The sequence below is a fragment of the Comamonas sp. 23 genome (assembly GCF_049601575.1).
In the GTDB taxonomy this organism is placed as follows: domain Bacteria; phylum Pseudomonadota; class Gammaproteobacteria; order Burkholderiales; family Burkholderiaceae_C; genus Comamonas; species Comamonas squillarum.
In genome coordinates this window covers 931,905-958,137 of record NZ_CP187127.1, presented here as the reverse complement: position 1 = coordinate 958,137, position 26,233 = coordinate 931,905, and the positions used below count along the sequence as shown (strand labels likewise).

Below are 26,233 nucleotides of genomic sequence, written 5' to 3'. Positions count from 1 at the left end.
GCGGGTAGACCCAGCCCCGCTATGCTGCCCGGTCCCAGGGCGGGGCCGGCATATCCTTCAGCTGCTGGCGCAGTGCGCGGTGGTCAGGCACCACCTCGGCCACGGTATCCCAAAAGCGGGGGCTGTGGTCCATCACCCGCAAATGCGCCAGCTCATGGGCCACCACATAGTCGATCACGGCCGGCGCATAGTGCATCAGCCGCCAGTTAAGCCGGATCGAGCCATCGGACTTGGCACTGCCCCAGCGCGTCTCGGCACTCGAGAGGCGCAAGCTGGTGTAGTGCACGCCCAGCAGCGGCGCAAAATGCGCCAGCCGCGCCAAAAAATGCTGGCGCGCGCTCTGGATGAACCAGGCCTGCACCAGATCGCGAATCTGTGTGCGCCCCGCACTGGGCGGCAGCGCCAGATAGAGGCGCGAGGGTGAGTCCGGCGCCTCTTCCTCGACCCGCCAGACCGCCCCGGAGCGCGCCACGCGCTGCTCGCTGTCGACCACCAGCTGCAGCGGCTGGCCCAGAAAAAGCAGGCTCGCGCCATCTTCCCAGCGGATGCTGGCGCTCAGGCTGCTGGCGCGGCGCTGCTGCATCTCGGCGATCTTGCGCACGATCCAGCCGGCCTTGTCCTGCAGCGCCTCGTCAATGCCCGGCTGCGTCACCCAGCGCGGCGCGCGCACCACCAGGCCGTCCTCACTGACCACAAACCCAATACTGCGCCGCTTGGCACGCTGGAGCAAGTAGGCCACCCGCTGGCCCTGCAACAGAATGCTGCGGTTGGCCACAGGATGGGCCTGCAAGGAGGCCGGCGCTGCGGGGGCGGCAGGGGCTGTTGGCCTGGCGGCGACCGGCACAGGCACAGGCACAGGCACAGGCACAGGCACAGGCACAGGCGCTGGAGGCGCTGCGGCAGCAGGCGCGGGCGCCAGCACAGGCTGGGCATCAGCGACCGCCACAGCCGCAGGAGCAGGTGGTGATGGCCGCACAGCGGCAGTCGGCTCGCTGCGCTCCCACAGATCCAGCGCCATCTGCACCAGGCGGCGGACATCAACCATGGCAGCTCCCCGCTCTGCGGCAGCAGTAGGTCAACAAGACACGCTCAGCGGCGGACACGGCAGTCTTTTTCCTTTATTTGGCAGCGGTACCCGGCTCGGCAGCGGCGGATGCTGCACCCACGGCCGCAGCGGGCGCCTGCAGCGCAGGCTTGCCCACATAGGCCTCGGGGTCCAGGCGGCGCATTTCGGACTCGATCCAGTACTCCACCTCGGCCATCAGCTCGTCGTGCTTGCGGCCCTTGCTGTCGATGGGCTTGCCGACCGACACATCGACAATGCCGGGCGTCTTGACAAAGGCCTTGCGCGGCCAGCATTTGGCCGACGTCACCGCAATCGGCACCACCTGGGCACCGGTCATGATGGCCAGGCGCGTCGCGCCGGTCTTGTATTCGCCGCTTTCACCACGTGCAATGCGTGTGCCCTCGGGGAACATGATCACCCAGATGCCCTGGCCCAGCAGGCGCCTGCCCTGCTCCACCACCTTGTGAAAGGCGCGGCTGCCATCCTTGCGGTCGATATGGATCATGTCCAGGCTGCCAATGGACCAGCCAAAGAAAGGAATCTTCAGCAGTTCCTTCTTGAACACATAGGCCAGCGGTGTGGGCATGATGGCCGGCATCAGAAAAGTCTCGAAGGTCGACTGGTGCTTGCACAGCAGCACCACACCCTTGTCACTGCCGGGCTGGCCGGCCACTGGCAGATTCTCCATACCCTGGGTGCGAACCCGGATGCCGCAGAACCAGCCGGCGCTGTCTGCCGACAGCTTGAGCCAGCGGCGCGCCACTGCATAGCGGGCCTGGCTGCTGGCACCGCAGACCCGCAGCAGCAAGATGGTCAGGGTATAGGGAATGACCGTCAGGCCCATAAAGAGCGTGTGCAGTATCGAGCGGAGCAGTGGCATGGATCAAGTAAAAAAGGCAGAAGGACGCAACAAGCCTGGCCCCTTGCTGGCGATGGCCAGCGGGCCCAGCCTGGAGCCGCAAACCAGCGCAGCTGCATCGCACAGTGCGCCGAAGGCTGCTGCAAAAATTTCGACCCACGCCATGCAAAACAGCGCTGCGCAGGCGTGGTTGGCGCTAAATCATATCGGAAGCCAAGGCCCCCGGTCCGCGGCCTGTGCACGAACCTGCATCCAGCAACCGTATAAGCCCAGCACAAAACGCCAATTTCTGAATCACATCAAAGAATTGCAGTGGATAACTCAGCTAATTGGCGAAAAAATGTGGATAAGCGACGATGGGCTGCGCGCCCGCTCGGCGCGGTACCCGGCACCGGAGCAAGCACTTATGCACACAATGTGGAAAGCAGACCCTCTAGCACAATATCCTGGCTCTATCGACAACATTGCCAGATCACAAAACATAACTCAATGAAAGATATAAATAAAAAAATTTTGTCAGCCAATTCCACAAGCCAACTGACAATGTGTGGTAATTCCGATCCAGCGCAGAGCGCCGATATTTCAACAAAGTTATCCACAGAAATATAAGTCCCGTATTGATTTTTCTGAGGATTTGCCTTGTGTATAAGTTCTTTGGTTTCTCACAGGATTGCAGCCTTCCCCGCTTGCAATCAGGACAAACACCATACTGAGCGGCTCAGGCACCTCCACCGGGCCGGGGCCATGCGGTGCCACGCTAGTCGCTACACTCCAAGTTCCCGCGTCTCATTCCGCCCTCCCCTTGATTTTTCTGTCCATCGCCGTCCACACGCCCGCCTACAGTGCCATCAGCGCGGCCAGTGAACTGCTGACCTACCAAGCCCCCCATGCACTGCCCGCTGGCAGCCTGGTGCGCGTGCCGCTGGGCAAACGCGAGGTGCTGGGCGTGGTCTGGGGCCCGGATACCGCATTTGCAGGCGACCCGGCCAAGATCAAACCGATCACCGCGGTACTGGAGGCGATTGCGCCATTGCCTGCAAGTTGGCTGCGTTTGGTGCATTTTGCAGCCCGTTACTACCAGCGCAGCTTGGGTGAGATGGCGATTACTGCGCTGCCACCCGCGCTGCGCGACCTCACGGTGGAGCAACTGACCCGCCGCCTCAAGCGCAAAAAGACGGCGATCGACAGCGATGTCGCCGCCGACCAGGCGCTGGCCTTGAGCCAGGAGCAAATGGAGGTTTGCGAACAAATAGACAAAAATGCCGGCCCCTTCCTGCTTTTTGGCAGCACCGGCAGCGGCAAGACCGAGGTCTACCTGCACCAGGCCGAGGCCTTGCTGGAGCGCGATCCCCAAGCCCAGGTGCTGGTGATGGTGCCGGAGATCAACCTGACGCCGCAGTTAGAGGCCCGCTTCCAGGCACGCTTTTCGGCCCGGCTGGGCGAGAGCGCGGTTGTCAGCATGCACAGCGGCATGACGGCGCCCCAGCGCCTCAAAAGCTGGCTGGCTGCCCATACCGGCCAGGCACGCATCGTGCTGGGCACGCGCATGTCGGTGTTTGCCTCGCTGCCGCACCTGCGGCTGCTGATTGTCGATGAGGAGCATGACGCCAGCTACAAACAGCAGGAAGGGGCGCGCTACTCGGCGCGCGACCTGGCCATCTGGCGCGGCCATGACCTGCAGGCCCAGGTGATTCTGGGCTCGGCCACCCCCTCGCTGGAGAGCTGGTGGGCCAGCCGGCCGGCCCAGGGTGAGGATGCAGGCGGCCGCTACCTGCGGCTGGCCATGCCCAGCCGCATTGGCGCCGGTCAGATGCCGCGGCTGCGCCTGGTGGACATGCGCCAGCAGCCGCGCCAGGCGCTGTTCTCGCCCGCGCTGCTGCAGGCGATTACACAGCGGGTGGAGCGGGGCGAGCAGGCGCTGGTGCTGCTGAACCGGCGCGGCTTTGCGCCGGTGCTGTTCTGCGGCGACTGCGGCTGGAAAAGCGATTGCCCGCACTGCAGCGCGCACCAGGTGTTCCACAAGATAGACCGCACACTGCGCTGCCACCACTGCGGCTTCAGCCAGCGGGTGCCGCTGGCCTGCCCCAGCTGCGGCAACCCGGATATCCTGCCGCTGGGCAAGGGCACCGAGCAGCTGGAAGAGGCGCTCGAGCGCCTGCTGCGCAATGTGCAGCGGCCCGACGGGCAGCCGGCCCGCATTGCCCGCATCGATGCCGACACCACCAAGGCCAAGGGCGCGCTCGAAGAGAAGATGGCCGATATGCATGCCGGCGATGTCGATGTGCTGGTGGGCACACAGATGGTCGCCAAGGGCCATGATTTTCGGCGTGTGACCCTGGTGGCCGCCGTGCAGCCCGATGATGCGCTGATGTCCAGCGACTTCCGCGCGCCCGAACGCCTGTTCTCGCTGCTGCTGCAGGCGGCTGGCCGCGCCGGACGCGATGCGGCTTACGTGGCCGCCCAGGGCAGCGCCGTCGAGATGTGGCTGCAGACCCAGCAGCCCGAGCATGCCGTCTACCAGGCCCTGCGCCAGTGGGACTACAGCGGCTTTGCCGCCCAGCAGCTCAAGGAGCGGCGCGATGCGGCCATGCCGCCCTTTGCCCACCAGGCCATCATCCGCGCCGATGCAAGGTCCCAGCAAGAGGCCCAGGCCTTTTTGCGCGCCGCCTCCGAGCTCGCCCACAGCCAGCAGCTGCTGGACGGCAGCGAAGTCTTTGTCTACCCGCCGATTCCGCTGTCCATGCAGCGCGTGGCCAATGTGGAGCGCGCCCAGATGCTGATCGAGAGCCCCTCACGCAAGGCCTTGCAGCAGTTTCTGCGCGCCTGGCAGCCTTGCCTGCACTGGTTGCGCGCGCATCCGGAGCACAAGGGCCTGGTGCGCTGGCTGGTCGATGTGGACCCCCAAGCTATCTAGACCAACCAGGTCACCGCCGCCGAAAAGCTGACAAAGGCCAGCGCCGTGCTGACCAGGATGATGTGCGCAATGCGGCCATTGTGGGCGCCATAGCGCCCGGCCAGCAAGGTAACATTGCTGGCACTGGGCAGCGCAGCCACCAGCGCAACGACCAGCAGCGCAAACGGCTGGACCGGCAGGCCCGCAGCCATGGCGGCATGGCCCAGGCCCAGCACCAAGAGCGGATGCACAAAAAGCTTGACCAGCGCCAGCGGCACATAGCTGGCGGGGGCAGCATATTCCGCCTCCACCATCTTGGAGCGGGCCAGCACGGCGCCCACAGCAAACAGCGCCACCGGCGTGGCAGCGCTGCCCAGCAGGCCGGCGGTCTGGTCCAGCGGCTGGGGCAGCGTCCACTCCATGAACGAGGCCAGCGCGCCCAGCAAGATGGCCCAGGGCATGGGGTTGGTGAGCACGCCTTTGAGCGCCTTGAGCAGCGCCGCACGTGCATTGCCTGCGGCCCCATCCATGCGCGACAGCGCCAGGCACAGCGACGTGGTGAACACCATGTCGACCAGCATGGTGACAATGGCCGGGCCGGCCGCGGCTTGACCCAGCAGCGCAACCAGCAGCGGCAAGCCCATGAACCCGGTATTGGGAAAAGCGGTCACCAGCGCGCCAAAAGCGCTGTTGTTCCAGTCCATGCCGCGCAGGCGCGAGGCCGCCACGCAGCCCGCGACCAGCAACAGCTGGCACAGCACATAGAGCAGCAAGATGGGCAGGTTCATCAACTGCGCAAAGGGCAGCGATGAGCCCGCTTTGTACAGCATGCAAGGCAGTGCGAAATACAGCACAAAGGCATTCACGCCCGCAATCGCGGGCAGCGGAAAAATGCCGCGCCGCGTGGCCACAAAGCCGCACAGAACCAGCGCAAAAAACGGAAAGGTGACTTGGAAGACGGACAGCACGGCTCGATTGTGCCCAGAATGCGCCAGCGCAGATGTAGCGCGAGGGACCGGCACTGGTTGGCGCGGCCCATAAAAGAAAAGACCGGCCATGCGCATGGCCGGTCTTGCAAGGCAGGGATCTGGCCGAAACCCGGATCAGTGCCTACAACGACCTGAAAATCTCAGATCGTCACCAGTTTCTCGACTTCCGCGCATTTGCGCCGGGCCAGCGCCAGGTTGCTGCGCTGCTTGTCCAGCACCAGGTACAGGAACAGGCCTTCCTTGAGCGCCACCGGGCGGATGATGTGGTACTGCGAGCCCAGGGTGATCAGAATGTCATCGATGGAATCTTGCAGACCCAGCGACTTCATGGTCTTGAGCTTGGCCCGCACGACCTCGGTGTTGCCAGCGGCTGCCAGCTCCAGGTCCAGGCCCGATCCGGCACTGCCCAGAAGCATGCCGCTGCCACTGTCCACCAGCGCGGCGCACATGGCGCCCTCCACCGTCAAAAGTTGCGTCAACGTGTCTTGAACCGAAGCCATCTCACTCCCCCTTCACACACTGGCGGTTTATCGTTGCTGCGCCATGCGGCCAGTGCGGCGCATACGCAGCTCTCCCACAACAAGATGCCGGCCGCAGCCAGACTTGCCATCAGACTTTGTTCATCTCCGCGCCCACTTCGGCCGCTGCCCACAGCACGCGGCCCAGGATCGCATTGGTATCGAGCACCATGCACAGAATGCAGGGGAACTCCGAGGTGACCGACTGGAACACGACCACGCCGCTCTCGGTCTCGAACGTCAGGCGCTTGCAACCGGTGTGGTTGATCTCTCGCCCCACCGCACGTGCCATCGCCATCAGGGAGCCGGCCATGGCCGACAGGCGGTTGAGCTGCAGCTCGCTGTTCGTGCGCAAGGACGCAATTTCAAATCCATCGGGCGTGCTCAGCAGTGCCACACGCACGCCATCAACAGGACCAATAAGCTTATCAAGCGCCTGCTGGCCTGCCTTGACGACTTGGGCAGGGATCAGAGGTTGTGATGCAGTCATGAATTCTCGCTTTGCAGAGACAGCATGGAAACAAGTACGCTCATCGCATCCAGCAGCTGCCCACGGTCGCGCGGGTCCGCTTCCAGAACGGGAATCACCCCATGGCCAGCAGAATACACGCCTTGGGCGAATGTTTCAATTTGTTGTGTTGTGGCCGGGCGTGCGCTCAGCACCAGCGTCACAGGTGGCTGGGGGAGTTGCCCGATCTCGTCGAGGATATGGTTGGTCTCGGCCAGGCTGGTCGGACTGTTCACATCGGTCATGATGAACACCCCCATCGATACCGACAGCACCCACTGGCGCACAAAGCTGAAACGCTCCTGGCCCGGGCAGCCGCAGATCTGCACCACCTCACCGCCGCCCAGATCGATCTCGCCAAACTCGGTGCCGACCGTGGTGAGTTCCTTGCTGTGGGCCGCCAGATCGAGGTTGCGGACATCGGAGCTGGACATCAGCGCACCGCACAGCGAACGCACGGCGGTGGTCTTGCCAATGCCCATGGGCCCGCACAGCGCAATGCGCGGCATCTTGTGCGGCCCGACTCCGCCTGATTCTTGATTCATCCCGGCTTACCTCCCCCTCGTATCCATCGGCCCAAACGGCTGAGCAAACCTTTGGAGTGTAGCGGCTCGCGATGGTGGGAGGGGGAAGAAGCAGCGGAAATGACAGGCATGGCCACGCCGCGCAGCACGCCGCGGCGGCCCAGCTCGACCAGGAGACCACGGGCCAGCGTGTTGTCCAGCCCGCTGTGCAGGCACAGCTGGGCGATGGAGACCGGTTCGCGCGAAAGCAGCGCCAGCGCGCGGATGCAGGGGCCGGTATTGAAGGGCGCGCCCACCGACACCCAGGACTTGAGCTGGTAGCGGAACTCCTGGCGCGCAGCTTGCGCAGGCTGTGCAGCAGCCCGCTCCGATTCATGGCGGATGACCTTGTTGCGCGCATCCCAGTCGAGCAGAAAGACCGCTGCGCGGTCGAACATGTCGATCAGGTCGCTCAAGGTGTAGTCTGCCTCCAGGCGACCGACCCAGCTTGCCCCGTCGAGCATGGCGGTCTTCACCTGCCCGATGCAGACCACGCAGGGTGCCTTGCCCAGCGACGAGATGGCATCAGCCATGCCCTGGTCCAGCACAATCAGCTGAGCGCGGTCACGCGGTACCTCTTTCCAGGGAAGCACCGATTTGCGTGAGGCCACGCCATACAGCGGCGCAAAGCGGTTGCGGCTGCTGGGGGTCAGCAATTCTGCGGAAATACCGGCGGTCTGCATGGCGATAATTTCACACTCTTATTGGCTTAATTAATAGGGTTTGCCACTTAGCCGCAGCAATGCTATCGGCATTCTAAAAGCTTGCCTGCCAGACGCAAGTGTTTATTCGGGGGTTTTACCATCTGCTCTACATTCATTGACAATTTCAAAGATTCTGTGGTTTTTTGTGTAAGCAAACATGTAAAAGCCAAAGTCCTGAATCTGCAGATGGCTGCCGTTGCGGCTATTCTTCTGCGCTCTCCTTCCTGATCTGCAAAGGTTCTTTCGCCACCATGGCCGCTGGTCTCAATCTCGCCCAATTACAAGCTGTGCACTACACCCAGGGACCTTGCCTGGTGCTGGCCGGTGCCGGATCGGGCAAGACCCGGGTGATCACCCACAAGATTGCCCGCCTGATCGAGACCGGCATGGCGCCGCGCAAGATTGCGGCCATCACCTTCACCAACAAGGCTGCCTCCGAAATGCGCGAGCGCGCCAAGAGCCTCATCGGCCGCCAGGCCAAGGATGTGCTGGTTTGCACCTTCCATGCGCTGGGCGTGAAGATGGTGCGCGAAGATGGCCATGTGCTCGGGCTCAAGCCCCAGTTCAGCATTCTGGACAGCGACGATGTGGTCGGCATCCTCAGGGATGCGGCTGGCGGCACTGCCGATGTGGCCACCGCCCGCCAGTGGCAGTGGACCATCAGCAAGTGGAAAAACATGGGCCTCGACTACAAGGAGGCGCTGGCCCAGGCCGCCGATGACAACGAGCGCGCCATTGCCGTGCTGATGCAGCGCTACGACGAGCGGCTGACCGCCTACCAGAGCGTGGACTTTGACGACCTGATCGGCATGCCGCTGCGCCTGCTGCGCGACCACCCGGAGGTCCGTGCCAAGTGGCAGGCCAACCTGGGCCATGTGCTGGTCGACGAATACCAGGACACCAATGCCACCCAGTACGAGCTGCTCAAGCTGCTGGTGGGCGAGCGCGGCCATTTGACCGCCGTGGGCGATGACGACCAAAGCATCTATGGCTGGCGCGGCGCCACCTTGGACAACCTCAAGAAGCTGCCGGTCGACTACCCCCAGCTCAAGGTGATCAAGCTCGAGCAGAACTACCGCTCGACCAGCGCCATCCTGCGCGCGGCCAACAATGTGATCCAGCCCAACCCCAAGCTGTTTCCCAAGACCTTGTTTTCCGAGCTGGGCGAGGGCGAGCCGGTGCGCATCGTCGATTGCGACTCCGAAGAGCACGAAGCCGAGCGCGCCGTCGCCCGCATCCTGAGCCTGCGCGCAGCGGCCAACCCGCCGCCGGACTGGAAGAACTTCGCCATCCTCTACCGCGCCAACCACCAGGCCAAGCCTTTCGAGAAGGCGCTGCGCAAGGCCAATGTGCCCTACAAGGTATCGGGCGGCACCAGCTTTTTTGACCGCGCCGAAATCCGCGACCTCTGCGCCTGGTTCCGGCTGTGGATCAACAACGATGACGACCCGGCCTTTCTGCGCGCCATCACCAACCCCAAGCGCGGCATCGGCCACACCACCCTGGGCCGCCTGGGTGAATTCTCCAAGGCCCACCGCTGCAGCATGTTTGGTGCGCTGTTCAACGCCATGCTCGAAGACGCGATGCCTGCGAAGGGCCGCGAAAGCCTGCTGGAATTTGGCCGCTATATCAACGACCTGGAATACCGCGCCCGCCAGACGCGCGGTGCCGAAGAATCGCTGGCCTTCCTGCTCGACTGGCTCAAGGAGATCGGCTACGAGCAGCATTTGTATGACGCCGAAGACAGCGAGAAGGTCGCCGCCGCCCGCTGGACCAATGTGCTGGAGTTCTGCGACTGGATGGCCCAGCGCGCCGGCGGCCAGACCACGACAGCGGCCGACACGACGACGGTGAGCGAGTCCAAGAGCCTGCTCGAAGTCTCGCAGACCATCGCCCTGCTCTCGACCATCAGCGAGCGCGAAAAGGAGCAGGACATGGTGATCCTGTCCACCTTGCATGCCAGCAAGGGCCTGGAGTGGCCGCATGTGATGCTGATCGGCGTCAACGAAGGGCTGCTACCTTTCAAGCTCGACGACGATGACGGGCGCCAGCAAAAGGTCAGCGACGACACCGCGCAGCGCCTGCAGGAAGAGCGCCGCCTGATGTACGTGGGCATCACGCGGGCCCAGCGCTCGCTGGCCGTCAGCTGGACCAAGCGGCGCAAGAAGGGCCGTGAGCTGGTCTCGGCCCTGCCCAGCCGCTTTATTGCCGAGATGGGCCTGGACAGCAGCACCGCCCGCGAAGACCCGCGCGAAAAACTGCGCCAGCTGCGCGAAGAGTTCGCGCGCAAGGCCCAGAGCACCGCCGCCGCCAGCCCTGATCCCCTCTGACTATCCATGACCAAGACCCTGATCCTGACCGCCTTGTGCGCTGCACTGGCCAGCGCCTGCACCAGCACCCCCGCCCCCCGCCCTGCCTGCCCCAGCGCGCTGCAGATGGAGCAGCCCGAGCTGCTGGGCCACTGGCAGGCCGAGCTGCCCGGCCTGCCCGGGCCCGTCACCCTGCAGCTGGCCCCCCACCCCGAATGGAACGGCACCGTCAAGGGCCAGATCCAGCGGCCCGGCAGCAGCGCCATCGTCGTCGGTGATGTGGACAAGGGCAAGCTGACGATGGAGGAGTCGACCGATGGCAAAAAAGTCTCGGGCACCTGGCTGGGCGAGGTGGTCGACGGCAGCTGTGGCCGAGAAATCCGGGGCGAATGGTTGGATGCGAACGACAACAGCCACGCCTTCGTCATGCGCAAGCCATCGAAAACCCCGCAATAGCCGCAATAATGGGCATCGGCGCAGCCGTCACCGCCACGCCCCTAACTCCCTTCTCGACCATGACAACTTCGAAATTTCTGCGCTCGCCAGCCCCGCTGGCGGCGAGCCTGCTGATGGCCGGTCTGCCGCTGGGCAGCTTCGCGCAAACGCCCGCCGCTGCCAGCGGCTCGGCGGCCACGGTGTGGCAGCAATGCACAGCGCTCAGCGACGGCACCGCCCGCCTGGCCTGTTTTGACCAGTGGGCCCAGCAGCAGTCGCAGCAGCCCCTGGTCAGCCAACAGGCGCAGCCAGTGGCCGCCGCGCCTGCCGCCTCGGCCAACGCGATGGTGGGCCTGACCCCACCGGCGGGCGCACTGGCCGCCGCCGATGTACCGGCCCCCATCGGTGGCTGCCGCAATGACGGCTACACCGAGATGTCCCGCTTCTGGGAGCTGGAAGCGGGCACCGACTGCGGCACCTTCAGTTTCCGTGGCTACCGCCCCCTGTCGGTGTCGGTGGCTGTTGGCGACAAGGTCAACCGCCAGCCGACCTCGCTCAACCCCGTCAATGCAGCAACGACCGAGACCGACTACCAGCGGCAGGAAATGCGCATCCAGCTGTCGGTGCGCACCAAGCTGGCGCAAAACCTGCTGACCGATCCGAATGGCAAGCTGCGTGATTCGCTGTGGATCGGCTACACCGGCCTGTCCTACTGGCAGGTGTTCAACTCGGACCTCTCGCGCCCCTTCCGCACGACCGACCACCAGCCCGAGATCTTCTATGTCTACCCGACCACCGCCCAGCTGCCCTTTGGCTGGCGCTGGCGCTACAGCGGCATTGGCCTGGAGCACCAGTCCAACGGCCAGAGCGACCCGCTCTCGCGCAGCTGGAACCGTACCTACCTGATGACCGGGTTTGAGCTGGACAACCGCTGGCAGCTGCAGGCCAAGATCTGGCACCGCATCAACGAGAGCGCGGAAGACGACAACAACCCCAATATCCAGAACTACATCGGCCGCAGCGAGCTGAAACTGGGCTGGAACGTCAACCAGCGCAACTGGATGGGCGTGACCGCACGCGGCTCGCTCAACGGCCATGGCAAGGGCTCGGGCCGCGTCGAATGGATGCACACCTTGGGTGATGGCTGGATGGGCGGCAAGAGCAACCTGCGCCTGCATGCCCAGCTCTTCCACGGCTATGGTGACAGCCTGATCGACTACAACTACAAGCGGACGGTGTTCTCGCTGGGCTTCAGCCTGCTGGACTTTTGAGCGCCACGACCACAACCCTTGAAACGTCGTTGCCTGGCCGGCCGCGCCAAGCCTTGCCGTACTACCGTACTGTCTGCGGCTTGACGCCTCGTCTCAAACGCAAACCTTCGGTTTGCTGGGTCGTGCTCGCGGCTTCTACGGGACGTCTGCTCAGCAGACGTTTCCCGTTTCCCAATAGGATCTTCAGGCAGAAAGCCGCAGCAGGCGCTGGCACAGATCCGACTGCGGATCCTCCAGCCCATGGAGCACCGAGAAATGGTCGCAGCCGGGCAGCGCCGCCTGCTCGGCCACATTGCCCGCCGCCTGCCAGGCGCTGTGCATCAGCAGCGACTGGCGCTCAAACTCGCTTTGTTCGCGCCCGCCCCAGACCAGGTGCATGGGGGTGGCGCAGCGTCTGGCCGCAAACGCGGGTGAGTTGCGCGCAACCAGCCCGTCATCGAGCTGGATCAGCGGCTGCAGGTAACTGTAGCGCAGCGGCGTGATATCGTAGAGGCCGCTGATCAGCAGCGCGCCGCGCAGCGGGTCATCGGGCAGGCCATAGTCGCGCTCCCAGGGCGTTTGCAGGCACATCGCGCCCAGTTGGCCACCGGCAGAATGCCCGCCCACCACCACCCGCGCCGGGTCGCCGCCATAGGCCTCGATATGGCGCAGTACCCAGGCCAGGCTGGCGCGGCACTGGCGCACGATTTCGTCGATGCTCACCTGCGGGCACAAGGCATAGTTCACCACCACGGTGCAAAAGCCCAGCGCCTGCGGGCCGAAGGCGACGCAGCTGAACTCCTTGGAGGTATTGGCCCGCCAGTAGCCGCCATGCAGATAGACAAACACGGGCGCTGCCGCGCCGCCTGCGGCCGGGTAGATGTCCAGGGTCTCGGCCAGAGTCGGGCCAAACGGCACATCCAGAACGCAGCGCAGCCCCCTACGCGCCTGGGCACTGCGCTCGGCAAAATGCTGGCGCGCGGCGGCCGGGTCGGCCACCGGGCGCAGCGGGTCGTACTGCGCATCAATCTGCGACTGCGATTCAAAATCGCGGTACAGCTTGAAAAGCCGGGGACCAGCCATGGCCGGGTCAGCCGGCATCGGGCACCACGGCGGTGACCTCGATCTCCACCTTGGCGCGGTCCTCGATCAAGGCCACGACCTGCACCGCCGTCATCGCCGCGTTGAAGCTGCCGATCAGCTCGCGGTAGGCCTTGCCGATCTCCGCCTGCTGGGCCATATAGGCCTCTTTGTCGGTGATGTACCAGGTCATGCGCACGATATGCTCGGGCCGGGCGCCGCCCTCTTCGAGCACCGCCACAATGTTCTGCAGCGCCTGGCGCACCTGGCCGGCCAGTTCATCGGTGTGGAACACCCCTTGCGCATCCCAGCCGATCATGCCGGCGACAAAAATCTGCCGGCCGCTGACCATGACGCCATTGGCATAGCCCTTGGGCCGGGGCCAGCCCTGGGGAAGTAGTACTTGCATGAGACGATTCCTTCTAAAAACCAAGCATTATTGAAAGCGCTCACCGGCCAGCCAGGCCGCCATGCGGCGGTGGATGGCGGCCGGTATGCGAATGGCTTCATGGCTGTCCAGGCTGGTGAACACCAGCGCCTGGTGGGCCAGTGCTCGCACCTGGCCGTCGTCACCCACACAGCGCAGCGCCAGCTGCAGCGAGCGGCTGCCCAGCCGCAGCACGGCCAGCTCCAGCTGCACCTCATCGCCCATGCGGGCAATCGCCCGAAAGTCGCAGGCCAGGTGCACGATCGGCAGACCCGTGCGTTCGGGCCCCAGCATCTGGGCATAGGGGTAGTGCAGCGCCTGGTTGAACCAGTCCTCCACCAGCGACTGGAACAGCACCAGGTACTGCGGATAAAACACAATGCCGGCCGGGTCGCACTGCGCAAAACGGATGCCGGTGGCCACGCGAAAAACGGGGCCGGTCTCGGGCCAGGTCAAGGCTGCCATGTCAGACCCCGATATAGCGCTGCCACAGCGCGGGCTGCGCCTCCAGCTGCGCCGAGCTGCCCTGCCATACCACCTGGCCGCGCTCGATCAGCGTGTGCTGGTCGGCCAGCGCCATCAGCCGCTTGACGTATTTGTCGATCACCAAAATCGCCTGGCCCTGCGCGCGCAAGGCCGCCAGGCATTGCCAGATCTCCTCGCGGATCAGCGGCGCCAGGCCCTCGGTGGCCTCGTCCAGAATCAGCAGATGCGGGTTGGTCATCAGCGCCCGGCCAATGGCCAGCATCTGCTGCTCGCCGCCCGAGAGCCGGTTGCCGGGGTTGCCGGCGCGCTCGGCCAGGCGCGGGAACAGCTGGTAGACACGGTCGAGCGACCAGGGGTTCTCCGAGGCATTGCGGTTGGCCGCAAAGGCCTGCAGGTTTTCCTGCACCGTCAGGTTGGCAAAGATCTGCCGGCCCTCGGGCACCACGGCCATGCCCATGCGCGCAATGCGGTCGGCGGGCAGGTGCTCGATGCGCTCACCCCGAAACCGCACGCTGCCCGCCGATGCCGGTGTCATGCCCAGGAGGCTGCGCACCGTCGTGGTCTTGCCCATGCCATTGCGCCCCAGCAAGGTCGCGACCTCGCCCGCCGCCATGCGCAGATGCATGCCAAACAGCACCTGGCTGCTGCCGTAGCAGGTCTCCAGTGCATCCACTTCCAGCAAATTGCTCATCAGGCGGCCTCCTCTGCAGCTTCATCGCCCAGGTAGGCACGCCGCACATCCGGGTTGCGCCGAATCTCATCGGGCGTGCCCGTCGCAATCACCTTGCCAAATACCAGCGTCGAGATGCGGTCGGCCAGCCGGAAGACCGCGTCCATGTCGTGCTCGACGAGCAGGATCGTCGTGTCCTGGCGCAGCTGCAGCAGCAGCTGCACCATGCGCTCGGATTCGTCCGGGCCCATGCCCGCCATCGGCTCATCGAGCAGCAGCATGCGCGGCCGCGTGGCCAGCGCCAGTGCCACCTCCAGCTGGCGCTGCTCACCGTGCGCCAGCAGGCCCGCCGTTTGCTGCAACTGGGCGGCCAGGCCTACGCGCTCGGCCACCTCGGCCGCCTGCGCATAGCGTGCGCTTTCGCTGCGTGCCGGGCGCCAAAAGCGCCAGCTCGATCCATCGCGTGCCTGCACGCCCAGTGCAATGTTCTCCAGCACCGTCAGGCGCTTGAAGATGCTGGTGATCTGGTAGGAGCGCACCAGGCCGGCCTGCACCCGCGCGGGCATGGGCTTGCGCTCCATGGCCTCACCGGCAAACAGGATCTGGCCCGCATCGGATGCCAGCGCGCCCGACAGCTGGTGGATCAAGGTCGTCTTGCCCGCGCCGTTCGGCCCGATCAAGGCATGGATCTGGCCGGCCTGCACCGCAAAGCTGGCATGGTCGGTGGCGGTGAGGCCACCAAAGCGCTTGACCAAGTTCTGCACCTGCAACAAAGGGGTTGGCATCTTGGCCGTGCTCATCGCTTGCTCCACATGCCGCGCCGCAGGCTCAGCAAACCATTGGGTGCCACCAGCACCACGATCAGCAGCACGGCGCCCAGGCCCAGCTGCCAGTGCACCGTATAGGCGGCCAGCACTTCTTCGAGCAGCAGGAACACCGCCGCGCCCAAGAGGCCCCCATACAGATGGCCGACACCGCCGAGGATGACCATGATCAGCAGGATGCCCGACTGGGTCCACTGCAGCATGCCGGGGCCGACAAAGCTGCCCTGGTTGGCCAGCATCGCGCCGGCCAGGCCAGCAAAGGCTCCGGCCAACGTGAAGGCCACGAGCTTGTAGCGGTAGACCGGAAAGCCGATGGCCTGCATGCGGGTCTCGTTCTCCTTGATGGCCTGCAGCACATGGCCAAAGCGCGCATTGAGCACGCGCGCCATCAGCAGCAGGCTGGTGCTGACCAGCGCCAGCACCACATAGTAGAAGGTCGCATCCTGGCCCAGATCCAGACCCAGCCCGATATCCGAGCGGCTGGGCAGCGACAGCCCGTCATCACCGCCCAGCGATTTGAACGACATGATCAGGTAGTACAGCATCTGCGCAAAGGCCAAGGTGATCATGATGAAGTACACGCCCTGGGTGCGCAGACTGATCGCGCCCACCAGCAGCGAGAAGGCCGCGCCCATCAGCATGGCCAGCGGCCAGGCCAGCCAGGCCGAGGTAATGCCCTGCTGCATCAGCAGGCCCACGGTGTAGGCACCCAGGCCGACAAAGGCCGCATGGCCAAAGCTCACCATGCCGCCAAAACCGAGGATGAAGTTGAGGCTGGCAGCGGCCAGGCCAAACACCAGCACACGGCTGGCCACGCCGATGTAGAAATCCTCACCCGTCGCCTGGGCGATCAGCGGAAAGGCAATCAGCAGCGCGAGCAAAGGCAGCACCAGCCGGGGCTGCAGCCGGTGGTCGAAGACGCTGGGCTGCGTGGCCCGTATCGCCTGCGCAGCGGCGGGTTGGGGGGCGGATGTGTCAGTCATGGGCGGGGAACAGACCTTGGGGTTTGGTGAAAAGCACGGCAGCCATCAGCACATAGATCAGCACCGAGGCCACGGCAGGGCCAGCGTTGGCTGCTACCTCGGGCCCCATGGCCTTGTCAAACAACAAGGGCACGAGGGTGCGGCCGGCGGTATCGACCAGCCCCACCAGCAAGGCGCCCATCAGCGCGCCCCGGATCGAGCCAATGCCGCCAATGACGATCACCACAAAGGCGAGGATCAGAATGCTCTCGCCCATTCCCACCTGCACCGCCAGCAGGGGGCCCAGCATGCCGCCCGCCACCGCACACAGCGCAGCGCCCAGCGCAAACACCAGGGTAAACAGCCGGCGCACATTGGCGCCCATGGCAGTCGCCATCTCGCGGTTGGCCGCGCCCGCGCGCACCTGCATGCCAAAGCGCGTGCGGGTCACCAGGAGCCACAGCAGTAGCGCCACGGCCAGGCCCACACCGATGATCAGCAGCCGGTAGGCCGGGTAGGAGAAACCATCCATCAAGGTCACCGGCCCGGCCAGCGCGGCGGGCGGGTTGAGCATCAGCGGCTGCGCGCCCCAGATGATGCGCACGATCTCGTTGCTCATCAGCAAGATGGCAAAGGTGCCCATCACCTGCGAGAGGTGGTCGCGGTGGTAGAGGCGGCGCAGGATCGTGTATTCCAGCAGCACGCCCACCACCACGGTGGCCAGCACCCCCAGGCCCAGGCCCAGCCAGAACGAACCGGTCGCCTGGCTGAGGCTGGCCACCAGGTAGGCGCCGATCATGTAGAGCGAGCCATGGGCCAGGTTGATCATGTCCATGATGCCGAACACGAGCGTGAGGCCGGCGGCCAGCAGGAACAGCATCAGGCCGAACTGCAGACCGTTGAGCGTCTGCTCAAGAATCAAGATGGTGTTCATCGATCAGGAGGGCATCTTGCAGTCTTTGACGTAGGCATCCTGGTGGTTCTTGAACACCGTGCCCACCGTGCGGTTGGTCAGCTTGCCCTGCGCATCCTTGCTCACCACGCGCAGGTAATAGTCCTGCACCGGGAAATGGTTGCTGTTGAACTTGAAGCTGCCGCGCACCGACTCGAACCTGGCCGCCTCGATGGCCTTGCGCAAGGCCGCCTTGTCATCGAGCTTGCCCTTGACATCGCGCACCGCCGCGTCCATCAGGCGGGCGGCGTCATAGCCGTGCGAGGCGTAGAGCGAGGGGTTGCGGCCAAACTCCTTCTGGAAGTCGGCGACGAATTTCTTGTTCGCGGCATTGTCCAGGTCATGCGCCCACTGCGAGGTGTTGAAGGTGCCCAGCATCGAGTCACCCACCGCGCGGATCACGTCCTCATCGGCCGAGAAGCCCGGGGCATACAAGGTGATGTCCTTGGACAGGCCGGCACCGACAAACTGCTTGATGAAGTTCACGCCCAGGCCACCGGGCAGAAAGATGTAGACGCCATCGACCTGGGCCGCACGCATCTTGGAGATCTCGGCGCCATAGTCCAGCTGGCTCAGCGAGGTATAGGTCTCCATGCCGATCTCGCCCTTGTAGAAGCGCTTGAAGCCGGCGATCGAGTCCTTGCCTGCGGGGTAGTTGGGCGCGATCAGCGCCACGCGCTTGAAACCCTTGTCCTGCATGGTCTGGCCCGCTGCCTCATGCAGCGCATCGTTTTGCTGCGAGACATTGAAGAAATACGGGTTGCACTGGGCGCCCGCGTACTGCGAGGGGCCGGCATTGGGGCTGATGAAAAAGGTCTTGTTCTGGAACGCGGCCGGGCCCACGGCCAGCATCACGTTGGAGAACACGGTGCCGGTCATGAAATCCACCTTGTCACGCTTGAGCAGGCGCTCGGCCGTCTGCTTGGCCACCTCGGGGTTTTGCTGGTCATCGACCACCACCACCTCAGCGGGCAGGTTGCCGATCTTGCCGTTCATGTGCTTGACGGCCAGCTGGAAGCCGTCGCGGATATCGGTGCCCAAACCGGCGCCGGGGCCCGACAAGGTGCTGAGCAACCCCACCTTGACCTGGTCGGCGGCACTGGCGCTGCTGGCGCACAGCAGCGCGATGGACAGACTGACAAGACTGCGATGCAAGAGATGAGGCTTCATGCTGGTTCCCTGGTTGAAGTACGTAAAAATTCGCCGAGCCGCTACTATGCCGGGCTGTGCAGCCGAAACCGTTGTAGTTTTCCCGTAGCCGTGCGCGGCAGCTGCGCGACAAACTCCACGGCCCGTGGGTATTTGTAGGGCGCCACCGTGCTTTTGACAAAATCCTGCAAGGTCTTGGCCATGTCCGCGTCCGCCGCAAAGCCCGGGCGCAGCACCACAAAGGCCTTGACGATCTGGCCGCGCTCGCTGTCGGGCAGCCCGATCACCGCGCATTCGGCCACCGCCGCATGCGCGAGCAAGGCGTCTTCGACCTCCGGCGCGGCGATGTTGTAGCCCGAGGAGATGATCATGTCATCGGTGCGGGCCTGGTAATGAAAATAGCCGTCCGCATCCATCACATAGGCGTCACCCGTCAGGTTCCAGCCTGCGTGCACATACTGGGTCTGGCGGCTGTCGTTCAAATAACGGCAGCCGGTAGGGCCCTGCACCGCCAGCTTGCCCACCGTGCCGGCCGGCACTTCCTGGCCCTGATCATCAACCACCTTGGCGTGGTAGCCGGGCACCGCCCGTCCGGTGGCGCCGGGACGCGCCTCATCCTCGCGGTGCGAGATGAAGATGTGCAGCATCTCGGTCGAGCCAATGCCGTCGATGATCTCGATGCCGGTCGCCTCTTTCCACAGCGCGCGGGTCGAGGCATTCAAGGCCTCGCCGGCCGATACGCATTTGCGCAGCCGCGTCTGGCGCAGCCGCTCGCCCTGCTGGGCCATCACGCGGTACGAGGTGGGCGCGGTGAACACCACGGTCGCGCCAAACTGCGCGATGCCATCGACCAGCTGTGCGGGCCCTGCTTTTTCCAGCAGCGCCATCGACGCACCAATCGCCATCGGGAACAGCACCTGCCCACCCAGGCCAAAGGTAAAGGCCAGTGGCGGGCTGCCGATAAACACATCATCGGGCGCAGCCCGCAGCACATGGCGCGGCCAGCAGGCACAGACCGCCATGACATCGCGGTGGAAATGCATCGTGGCCTTGGGCACGCCCGTGGTGCCCGAGGTAAAGCCCAGCAGGCAGGTGTCGGTGGCGGCGGTCTGGACGGCGTCGAAATGCGGCGAGGCCTGGGCCATCAGCGGCTCCAGCGCCTGCGCTGCCGGCAGGCCACTGCCATTGAAGTACCGCACCGCCTGCAAGCGCGGGTTGGCCGCCTGCGCCGCCTGCACCTCGGCCAGCTGCGCCGCATCGCACAGCGCATGGCTGACCTGGGCAATCTCGATGATGGTGCCCAGCTCCTTGGCGCGCAGCAGCGGCATCGCAGCCACCGCAATGCCGCCGGCCTTGACCACCGCAAACCAGCTCGCCACCATCATCGGGTTGTTGGGCGCGCACAGCAGCACGCGGTTGCCGGGCACCAGGCCCATCTGCGCGGTCAACACATTGGCGATGCGGTTGGCCTGGGCCTGCAAGTCGGCATAGGTCCAGCGCACGCCCTGGGCCTGCAGGCACAGGCGCTCGCCCCGGCCCTCGGCCACATGGCGGTCCAGCAGCTCGGCGGCGCAGTTGAGGCGCTCGGGGAACTGCAGCTCGGGCAGCTCGAACAGGTAGTCGGGCTGCAACTCGGGCGGCGGCAAATGCGTGGCCGCAAAGCGGTCGGTATGCGCGGTATAGGGCGTGGCAGACATCTCGCAAACTCCAGACTGAAAGGAGAAACCGGAACCGGAATCCAGGTGCTAGGCAGAGCTCAAGGCGCAGCGGGCGCCACTTGTTTGAGCAGCTCGCGGGCGATGATGAGCTGCTGCACCTCGGTCGCTCCTTCGTAAATGCGCAGCGCGCGGATCTCGCGGTACAGGCGCTCGACCGGCTGGCCGCTGACAACACCCAGCCCGCCCCACATCTGCAGCGCTGCATCGATCACCTGCTGGGCGTTCTCGGTGGCGGTCATCTTGGCCATCGCCGCCTCGCTGGTCACGCTCTGGCCCTGGTCACGCTGCCAGGCGGCGCGGTAGGTCAGCAGCGCGGCGCTGTCGATCTGGGTGGCCATCTGCGCGAGCTTGGCCTGGGTGAGCTGAAAATCGGCCAGCACGCCCTGGAACATGCGGCGGCTGGTGGCGCGCTGCAAGGCCTCGTCCATCGCGCGGCGCGCAAAGCCCAGCGCGGCGGCGGCCACCGAGGTGCGGAACACATCCAGGGTGCGCATCGCCAGCTTGAAACCCTCACCGGCCGCGCCCATGCGCTGGCTCGCCGGCACGCGGCAGCCGCTAAAGCGCAGCCGCGCCAGCGGGTGCGGCGCGATCACATCGATGCGCTCGGCAATCTCCAGGCCAGGCGTATCCGCATCCACGATCAGCGCCGAGATACCGCGCGCCCCCGGCGCCTCGCCGCTGCGCACAAACACCACATAAAAGTCGGCAATGCCACCGTTCGAGATCCAGGTTTTTTCGCCGTCGATGACATAGTGGTCACCGTCCAGGCGGGCCGCGCAGGCCATGGCCGCGACGTCCGAGCCGGCATCGGGCTCGGACAGCGCAAAGGCCGCAATGGCCTCGCCCCGGGCCACCCGGCCCAAGTAGCGCGCCTTCTGCGCCTCCGTGCCCGCCAGGCTGATCGCGCCCGAGCCCAGCCCCTGCATCGCAAACGCAAAGTCGGCCAGGCCGTTGTGGCGTGCCAGGGTTTCGCGGACCAGGCAGATGGCGCGGGTGTCGATTTGCGCGGCTACGCCGCCATGCGCCTCGCCCGCCACCGCATGGCGCAGCCAGCCCGCCTGGCCCAGCGCCTTGACCAACGCGCGGCAATCGCCGTCGGTGTCGCTGCTGTGCACATGAGCGACATGCTCGGCGGCCCAGGCATCGAGCGTCTGCGCCAGCTGCGCGTGGCGAGGCTCAAAAAACGGCCACTGCAGGTAACGGGTGTCAGCCATGTCAGTTCCCCTGGAATTGCGGCTTTTGCTTGGCCACAAAGGCCTCGTAGGCGCGCTTGAAGTCTTCGGTCAGCATGCAGATGGCCTGCGCCTGCGCCTCGGCCTCAATGGCCTGGTCGATGGTCATCGCCCATTCCTGGTGCAGCTGGGTCTTGGTGATGCCATTGGCAAAGCTCGGGCCGGCGGCCAGGTCAGCCGCCATCTGCTGGGCCTGCGCCAGCAGCGCTTCGGGCTCGGCCAGGCGGTTGAAAAAGCCCCAGCGCTCGCCCTCTTCGCCGCCCAGGCTGCGGCCGGTATAGAGCAGCTCGCTGGCCCGGCCCTGGCCGATGATGCGCGGCAAAAAGGCGCAGGCGCCCATGTCGCAGCCGGCCAGGCCCACGCGGTTGAACAGGAACGCCGTCTTGCTGCGCGCCGTGCCCAGGCGTATGTCCGAGGCCATCGCCATGATGGCGCCGGCGCCGGCACAGATGCCATCGACCGCCGCAATGATGGGCTGCGGGCAGGCCCGCATGGCCTTGATCAGCTCGCCGGTCATGCGGGTGAACATCAGCAGCTCGGGGGCCTTGAGGGCCACCAGCGGGCCGATGATTTCATGCACATCGCCGCCGGAGCAGAAATTGCCGCCCGCGCCCACCAGCACCACGGCCTTGACATCCTGCGCCCACTTCAGCCGGTGGAACAGGTCGCGCAGCTCGGCATAGGAATCAAAGGTCAGCGGATTCTTGCGCTCGGGCCGGTTGAGCGTAATCGTTGCCACGCCGGCATGGACCTGCCACAGAAAATGCCGGGCCTGGTAGCCGGCCAGCTGCTGGTGGTTGCCCGCCACCAGCGCGGGGTCAATGGTGTATTCGCTCATGCCTGTCTCCACAAATTCGGGGTTCACATCACTTCGCCGCCAGCCACCGCAATGGCCTGGCCGGTCATCGCGCCAGCGCCCTTGCCGCAGAGCCAGACGACGGCATCGGCCACCTCCTGGGGCTGCACCAGGCGGCCCTGGGGGTTGTCGCGCACAAATTCGGCCATGGCCTGCTCGGGGCTGCGGCCGGTCTTGGCCACCACCCGGTCGATGCTGGTCTTGACCAGGTCGGTTTCGGTGTAACCCGGGCACACCGCATTCACGGTGATGCCCCGGCTTGCCACTTCCAGCGCCAGCGCGCGGGTCAGGCCCACCACACCATGCTTGGCCGCCACATAGGCCGATACATAGGCGTAGCCGGTCAGGCCTGCGGTGCTGGCCACATTGACGATGCGGCCATAGCCTGCCGCCTGCATCGCCGGCAGCACCTGCTGCATGCACAGCATCGTGCCGGTCAGGTTCACCGCCAGCATCTGCGACCACAGCTGGGCATCGGTCTTCATAAAGGGCGCGCTCTGCGCCTGGCCGGCGTTGTTCACCAGGATCTGGATATCGCCAAAGGCGGCGACAGCCTGCGCAAAGGCTGCGACCACTTCAGGCCCTTGCGCCACATCGGCCAACACCCGCTGGCACTGGCCTGGGTGGGCATCCACCAGTTGTTGCAGCGGCTCGGGCCGGCGGCCCAGCACCGTCACCCGGGCGCCCTGCGCCAGCAGCTGGCGCGCAATCGCCTCGCCAATGCCCTGGCCGGCGCCGGTTACCAGTGCATGCTGTCCTTCAAAGCTCTTGCTTGACATCGGCAGCGCTCCTCAATGGCCGGCGGCCGCTTGCTGGGCCTTCTCGCGCTCGAACAGGCTCTCCATCTGGCGCTTGCCGGCAAAGTAAGGCTTGGGCCAGGCAATGGCGGTGTAGCCAATCTTGGCCGCCTCGGTCAGGGTCCAGGCCGGGTTGGCCAGGTGGGGGCGGGCGACAGCACAGAGATCGGCACGGCCGGCGGCAATGATGGAGTTCGCATGGTCGGCCTCGCTGATCGCGCCCACGGCCATCGTCGCAATACCCGCCTCCTGGCGGATGCGGTCGGCAAACGGGGTCTGGAACATGCGGCCATAGACCGGCTTCTCCTGCTTGCTGACCTGACCGGACGAGCAGTCGATCAGGTCCGCGCCTGCGGCCTTGAAGGCCTTGGCAATCTCTACCGCGTCATCCGGCGTGATGCCGCCGGGCACCCAGTCATGGGCGGAGATGCGCACCGACATCGGCCGCTCCTGCGGCCAGACGGCGCGCACGGCCCGGAACACCTCCAGCGGGTAGCGCAGGCGGTTTTCCAGGCTGCCGCCATAGGCATCACTCCGCTGGTTGGTCAACGGCGAAATAAAACTGGACAGCAGATAGCCATGGGCGCAGTGCAGCTCCAGCCAATCGGCACCCACCTCGGCAGCCATCTGGGCGGCGTGTACAAACTGCTGCTTGACCTCGTCCATCTGGGCCAGGCTCATCGCCTGCGAGATCTGGCTCACGCCTTCCAGGTACTGCTGGGGCGAGGCCGAGATGATGGGCCAGTTGCCCTCGGCGAGCGGCAGGTCCGTGCCCTCCCAGGCCAGGCGGGTGGAGGCTTTCGCTCCGGCATGGCCGATCTGCATCGCAAACTTGGCATCGCTGTGGGTGTGGATCCAGTCGCTGATGCGCTGCCAGGCCTGCTTTTGTGCCTGGCTGTAGGTGCCGGGGCAGCCGGGGGTGATGCGGCCTTCTGGGCTGACGCAGGCCATCTCGGCAAACACCAGACCGGCGCCACCCATGGCCCGCGCGCCCAGGTGCACCAGGTGGTAGTCGCCGGGCACGCCATCCACCGCCGAGTACTGCGCCATCGGCGAGACGACGATGCGGTTCTTCAAGGTCAGGCCGCGCAGGGTATAGGGCAGGAACATCGGCGGCGGCGCCTTGCCCTGCACCTCCACCCCGTTTTGCGCGGCCAGCCAGGCCTCATAGCCGCCCAGCCAGGCGGCATCGCGCAGGCGCAGGTTCTCATGGCTGATGCGCTGGCTACGTGTCAGCATCGAGTACATGAACTGCTCGGGTTCGAGCTGGTCGCAGTAGCGCTTGCCGCAGACCTCGAACCACTCCATCGCGTTCCAGGCGGCATTCTGGATGCGCAAGGTCTCCACCCGGCGCAGCGCCTGGTAGGCCTGCAGCACCGCCGGGATCTGCGCCTTGCCATCGCCCAGCTGCTGGAACTGCCGCGCCAGCTCGATCGCATCCTCAATGGCCAGCTTGGTGCCCGAGCCAATTGCGAAATGCGCTGTGTGCACTGCGTCGCCCATCAGCACCACATGGCTGCCCTTGGCGTTTTGCAGCCACCACTGGTCGCAGACCACGCGCTGAAAATTGATCCAGGCCGAGCCGCGCAGATGGCGCGCATTGGTGATCAGCCGCGCGCCTTGCAGGTTGTCGGCAAACAGCTCCTCGCAAAAGGCAATCGACTGCGCCTGGTCGGCCGTGTCCAGGCCGCAGGCCTTCCAGGTCTCTTCGGTGGTCTCGACGATGAAGGTCGAGGTCTTGTCGTCGAACTGGTAGATATGGGCCTGGAACCAGCCGTGCTCGGTGCGCACAAAGTCAAAGGTAAAGGCCTCGTAGACCTTGTTGGTACCCAGCCAGATAAAGCGGTTGGGGCGGGTGACGATATCGGGCTTGAAGACCTCGGCATATTTGCTGCGGATGCGCGAGTTCACGCCATCGCTGGCGATGATGAGGTCGGCATCGGCATAGTCCTCGTCGGACTGCACATCGGTCTCGAACACGAGCTGGACACCCAGCTGCTCGCAACGTGCCTGCAGAATGTTGAGCAAATGCTTGCGGCCGATGCCGACAAATCCATGGCCGCCCGAGCGGATCTTGCGCCCCTTGAACAGCAACTCGATATCGTCCCAGTGGTTGAAGGCCGCTTCGATCTGCGCAGCCGTCGCCGGGTCCCATTCGCGCATGTTGTCCATCGTCGCGTCAGAGAACACCACGCCCCAGCCAAAGGTGTCATAGGGCTTGTTGCGCTCGACCACGGTCACGTCATGCGCGGGGTCCATCTGCTTCATCAGCAGCGCGAAATACAAGCCGGCGGGGCCGCCGCCGATGCAGACAATTTTCATGGCCAGGACCATCCTGAAAAATACTTTATAACTAAATTATTGATGCATAAATAATTCACTAAAATACGCACATACCCTATCACTGGAGCCCCCTGCGGTACTGCACCATGGGCGCCATGGCTGACATGCAAACCCTCTGCAACTCCCCCTCCGATACCGGTGGCGGCATGGCTGGCCGCGAGGCCGGCCTCGCCCATGACGAACACCAGGCCGTGCGCCTGTGGCTGCGGCTGATGACCTGCAGCACGCAGATCGAACAGGTGATTCGCAGCAAGCTGCGCACCCAGTTCGCCACCACCTTGCCGCGCTTTGACTACCTGGCCCAGCTCAGCCGCTTCCCCAAGGGTTTGCGCATGAAGACGCTGTCCGAGTACCTGATGGTCACCGGTGGCAATATCACCGGTCTGACGGACCAGCTGGTGGCAGAAGGCTGGGTGGAGCGGGTGGCCGATGACGAGGACCGGCGGTCGATGACGGTGCGCCTGACGCGCAGCGGCAAAAAGCAGTTCAGCGCCATGGCCAAGGCGCATGAGCAGTGGCTGGAGCATTTGCTCGCACCGCTGGGCGCAGATGCCGCGCGTGAGCTGTATGAGCAGCTGGGCGTGCTGCGGCAGATTGTGGGCCAGCGGGTGGAGCCGGTTGCCGACTGAGTACCGCCCCAAAA

Annotated in this window: 26 protein-coding genes; 6 read left to right on the top strand and 20 right to left on the bottom strand. The window is 65.1% G+C overall.

The window, feature by feature from the left end; genetic code table 11:
- Window positions 1–19: 19 nt before the first annotated feature.
- Window positions 20–1,045: a M48 family metallopeptidase gene (locus ACPEE1_RS04305; RefSeq protein WP_423935326.1), complete on the bottom strand. Its 1,026-nt coding sequence runs from the start codon at window positions 1,043–1,045 to the stop codon at window positions 20–22.
- A gap of 73 nt (window positions 1,046–1,118) precedes the next feature.
- Window positions 1,119–1,946, bottom strand: coding sequence for a lysophospholipid acyltransferase family protein (locus ACPEE1_RS04300; RefSeq protein ID WP_116926344.1), 828 nt, complete (start codon window positions 1,944–1,946; stop codon window positions 1,119–1,121).
- Here ACPEE1_RS04300 and ACPEE1_RS04295 point away from each other — a divergent pair.
- Together ACPEE1_RS04295 and priA are read left to right on the top strand one after the other, a co-directional pair.
- On the top strand, window positions 1,945–2,418 hold the full coding sequence (locus ACPEE1_RS04295) for a hypothetical protein (protein ID WP_133248160.1): 474 nt from the start codon (window positions 1,945–1,947) through the stop codon (window positions 2,416–2,418). The two genes, ACPEE1_RS04300 and ACPEE1_RS04295, sit on opposite strands and share 2 nt — an antisense overlap.
- A 312-nt stretch (window positions 2,419–2,730) precedes the next feature.
- On the top strand, window positions 2,731–4,839 hold the full coding sequence (priA, locus tag ACPEE1_RS04290) for a replication restart helicase PriA (protein ID WP_182345880.1): 2,109 nt from the start codon (window positions 2,731–2,733) through the stop codon (window positions 4,837–4,839).
- Here priA and ACPEE1_RS04285 read toward each other — a convergent pair.
- From ACPEE1_RS04285 to ACPEE1_RS04265, 5 genes are all read right to left on the bottom strand, one after another.
- Complete coding sequence (locus ACPEE1_RS04285; RefSeq protein ID WP_116926343.1) at window positions 4,836–5,786, bottom strand: AEC family transporter; 951 nt, start codon at window positions 5,784–5,786, stop codon at window positions 4,836–4,838. The two genes, priA and ACPEE1_RS04285, sit on opposite strands and share 4 nt — an antisense overlap.
- A gap of 161 nt (window positions 5,787–5,947) precedes the next feature.
- Window positions 5,948–6,307, bottom strand: coding sequence for a hypothetical protein (locus tag ACPEE1_RS04280; protein WP_021028991.1), 360 nt, complete (start codon window positions 6,305–6,307; stop codon window positions 5,948–5,950).
- A 109-nt stretch (window positions 6,308–6,416) separates the two neighbouring features.
- Complete coding sequence (locus tag ACPEE1_RS04275) at window positions 6,417–6,815, bottom strand: roadblock/LC7 domain-containing protein (protein WP_021028992.1); 399 nt, start codon at window positions 6,813–6,815, stop codon at window positions 6,417–6,419.
- Window positions 6,812–7,378 (bottom strand): GTP-binding protein, encoded by a 567-nt coding sequence (locus tag ACPEE1_RS04270; protein WP_232539456.1) that lies wholly within the window; start codon window positions 7,376–7,378, stop codon window positions 6,812–6,814. The genes ACPEE1_RS04275 and ACPEE1_RS04270 overlap by 4 nt, the downstream gene beginning before the upstream one ends.
- Window positions 7,375–8,079 carry a hypothetical protein gene (locus tag ACPEE1_RS04265; RefSeq protein WP_116926341.1) on the bottom strand — a complete coding sequence of 235 codons (705 nt, stop codon included), beginning with the start codon at window positions 8,077–8,079 and terminating at the stop codon, window positions 7,375–7,377. The genes ACPEE1_RS04270 and ACPEE1_RS04265 overlap by 4 nt, the downstream gene beginning before the upstream one ends.
- Window positions 8,080–8,351: 272 nt before the next feature.
- Between ACPEE1_RS04265 and ACPEE1_RS04260 the strand changes: the two genes are divergently transcribed.
- Genes ACPEE1_RS04260 through ACPEE1_RS04250 form a run of 3 tightly spaced genes read left to right on the top strand, consistent with a single transcriptional unit; the run spans window position 8,352 to window position 12,115 of the window.
- On the top strand, window positions 8,352–10,430 hold the full coding sequence (locus ACPEE1_RS04260) for an ATP-dependent helicase (protein WP_116926340.1): 2,079 nt from the start codon (window positions 8,352–8,354) through the stop codon (window positions 10,428–10,430).
- Window positions 10,431–10,436: 6 nt separating this feature from the next.
- Complete coding sequence (locus ACPEE1_RS04255; protein ID WP_182343709.1) at window positions 10,437–10,865, top strand: hypothetical protein; 429 nt, start codon at window positions 10,437–10,439, stop codon at window positions 10,863–10,865.
- Between the two features lie 59 nt (window positions 10,866–10,924).
- Window positions 10,925–12,115, top strand: a complete 1,191-nt coding sequence (locus ACPEE1_RS04250) for a phospholipase A (protein ID WP_116926338.1) — start codon at window positions 10,925–10,927, stop codon at window positions 12,113–12,115.
- 183 nt (window positions 12,116–12,298) lie between these two features.
- On the opposite strand, the gene ACPEE1_RS04245 is transcribed toward ACPEE1_RS04250, so the two are convergent.
- From ACPEE1_RS04245 to ACPEE1_RS04185, 13 genes are read right to left on the bottom strand one after another with little or no spacing between them, the layout of a single operon-like run.
- Window positions 12,299–13,177 (bottom strand): alpha/beta hydrolase, encoded by an 879-nt coding sequence (locus ACPEE1_RS04245; protein WP_182345881.1) that lies wholly within the window; start codon window positions 13,175–13,177, stop codon window positions 12,299–12,301.
- Window positions 13,178–13,184: 7 nt separating this feature from the next.
- Window positions 13,185–13,583, bottom strand: coding sequence for a RidA family protein (locus ACPEE1_RS04240; RefSeq protein ID WP_116926337.1), 399 nt, complete (start codon window positions 13,581–13,583; stop codon window positions 13,185–13,187).
- A gap of 27 nt (window positions 13,584–13,610) precedes the next feature.
- Complete coding sequence (locus ACPEE1_RS04235; protein WP_423935320.1) at window positions 13,611–14,066, bottom strand: acyl-CoA thioesterase; 456 nt, start codon at window positions 14,064–14,066, stop codon at window positions 13,611–13,613.
- 1 nt (window position 14,067) lies between these two features.
- Window positions 14,068–14,778 carry an ABC transporter ATP-binding protein gene (locus ACPEE1_RS04230; RefSeq protein ID WP_182343713.1) on the bottom strand — a complete coding sequence of 237 codons (711 nt, stop codon included), beginning with the start codon at window positions 14,776–14,778 and terminating at the stop codon, window positions 14,068–14,070.
- Window positions 14,778–15,542 (bottom strand): ABC transporter ATP-binding protein, encoded by a 765-nt coding sequence (locus ACPEE1_RS04225; RefSeq protein WP_116926402.1) that lies wholly within the window; start codon window positions 15,540–15,542, stop codon window positions 14,778–14,780. The genes ACPEE1_RS04230 and ACPEE1_RS04225 overlap by 1 nt, the downstream gene beginning before the upstream one ends.
- A gap of 11 nt (window positions 15,543–15,553) precedes the next feature.
- The gene (locus ACPEE1_RS04220; RefSeq protein WP_182343715.1) at window positions 15,554–16,564 is read right to left on the bottom strand and encodes a branched-chain amino acid ABC transporter permease; all 1,011 of its coding nucleotides are present in this window, start codon (window positions 16,562–16,564) and stop codon (window positions 15,554–15,556) included.
- Window positions 16,557–17,477 (bottom strand): branched-chain amino acid ABC transporter permease, encoded by a 921-nt coding sequence (locus ACPEE1_RS04215; protein WP_182343717.1) that lies wholly within the window; start codon window positions 17,475–17,477, stop codon window positions 16,557–16,559. Before ACPEE1_RS04215 ends, ACPEE1_RS04220 begins: the two co-directional genes overlap by 8 nt.
- A 3-nt stretch (window positions 17,478–17,480) precedes the next feature.
- Complete coding sequence (locus tag ACPEE1_RS04210; RefSeq protein WP_116926332.1) at window positions 17,481–18,665, bottom strand: ABC transporter substrate-binding protein; 1,185 nt, start codon at window positions 18,663–18,665, stop codon at window positions 17,481–17,483.
- Between the two features lie 44 nt (window positions 18,666–18,709).
- Window positions 18,710–20,341 carry a benzoate-CoA ligase family protein gene (locus ACPEE1_RS04205; protein ID WP_423935316.1) on the bottom strand — a complete coding sequence of 544 codons (1,632 nt, stop codon included), beginning with the start codon at window positions 20,339–20,341 and terminating at the stop codon, window positions 18,710–18,712.
- Window positions 20,342–20,400: 59 nt separating this feature from the next.
- A complete protein-coding gene (locus ACPEE1_RS04200; RefSeq protein WP_182343722.1) occupies window positions 20,401–21,576 on the bottom strand; it encodes an acyl-CoA dehydrogenase family protein in 1,176 nt (391 codons plus the stop codon).
- A gap of 1 nt (window position 21,577) precedes the next feature.
- The gene (locus ACPEE1_RS04195; RefSeq protein WP_116926401.1) at window positions 21,578–22,432 is read right to left on the bottom strand and encodes an enoyl-CoA hydratase family protein; all 855 of its coding nucleotides are present in this window, start codon (window positions 22,430–22,432) and stop codon (window positions 21,578–21,580) included.
- A gap of 23 nt (window positions 22,433–22,455) precedes the next feature.
- Window positions 22,456–23,229, bottom strand: a complete 774-nt coding sequence (locus tag ACPEE1_RS04190) for an SDR family NAD(P)-dependent oxidoreductase (protein WP_116926329.1) — start codon at window positions 23,227–23,229, stop codon at window positions 22,456–22,458.
- Between the two features lie 12 nt (window positions 23,230–23,241).
- Window positions 23,242–25,569 (bottom strand): bifunctional salicylyl-CoA 5-hydroxylase/oxidoreductase, encoded by a 2,328-nt coding sequence (locus ACPEE1_RS04185; protein ID WP_423935313.1) that lies wholly within the window; start codon window positions 25,567–25,569, stop codon window positions 23,242–23,244.
- 116 nt (window positions 25,570–25,685) lie between these two features.
- Here ACPEE1_RS04185 and ACPEE1_RS04180 point away from each other — a divergent pair, with 116 nt between their 5' ends.
- Window positions 25,686–26,219, top strand: a complete 534-nt coding sequence (locus ACPEE1_RS04180; protein WP_423935311.1) for a MarR family winged helix-turn-helix transcriptional regulator — start codon at window positions 25,686–25,688, stop codon at window positions 26,217–26,219.
- Window positions 26,220–26,233 lie beyond the last annotated feature (14 nt).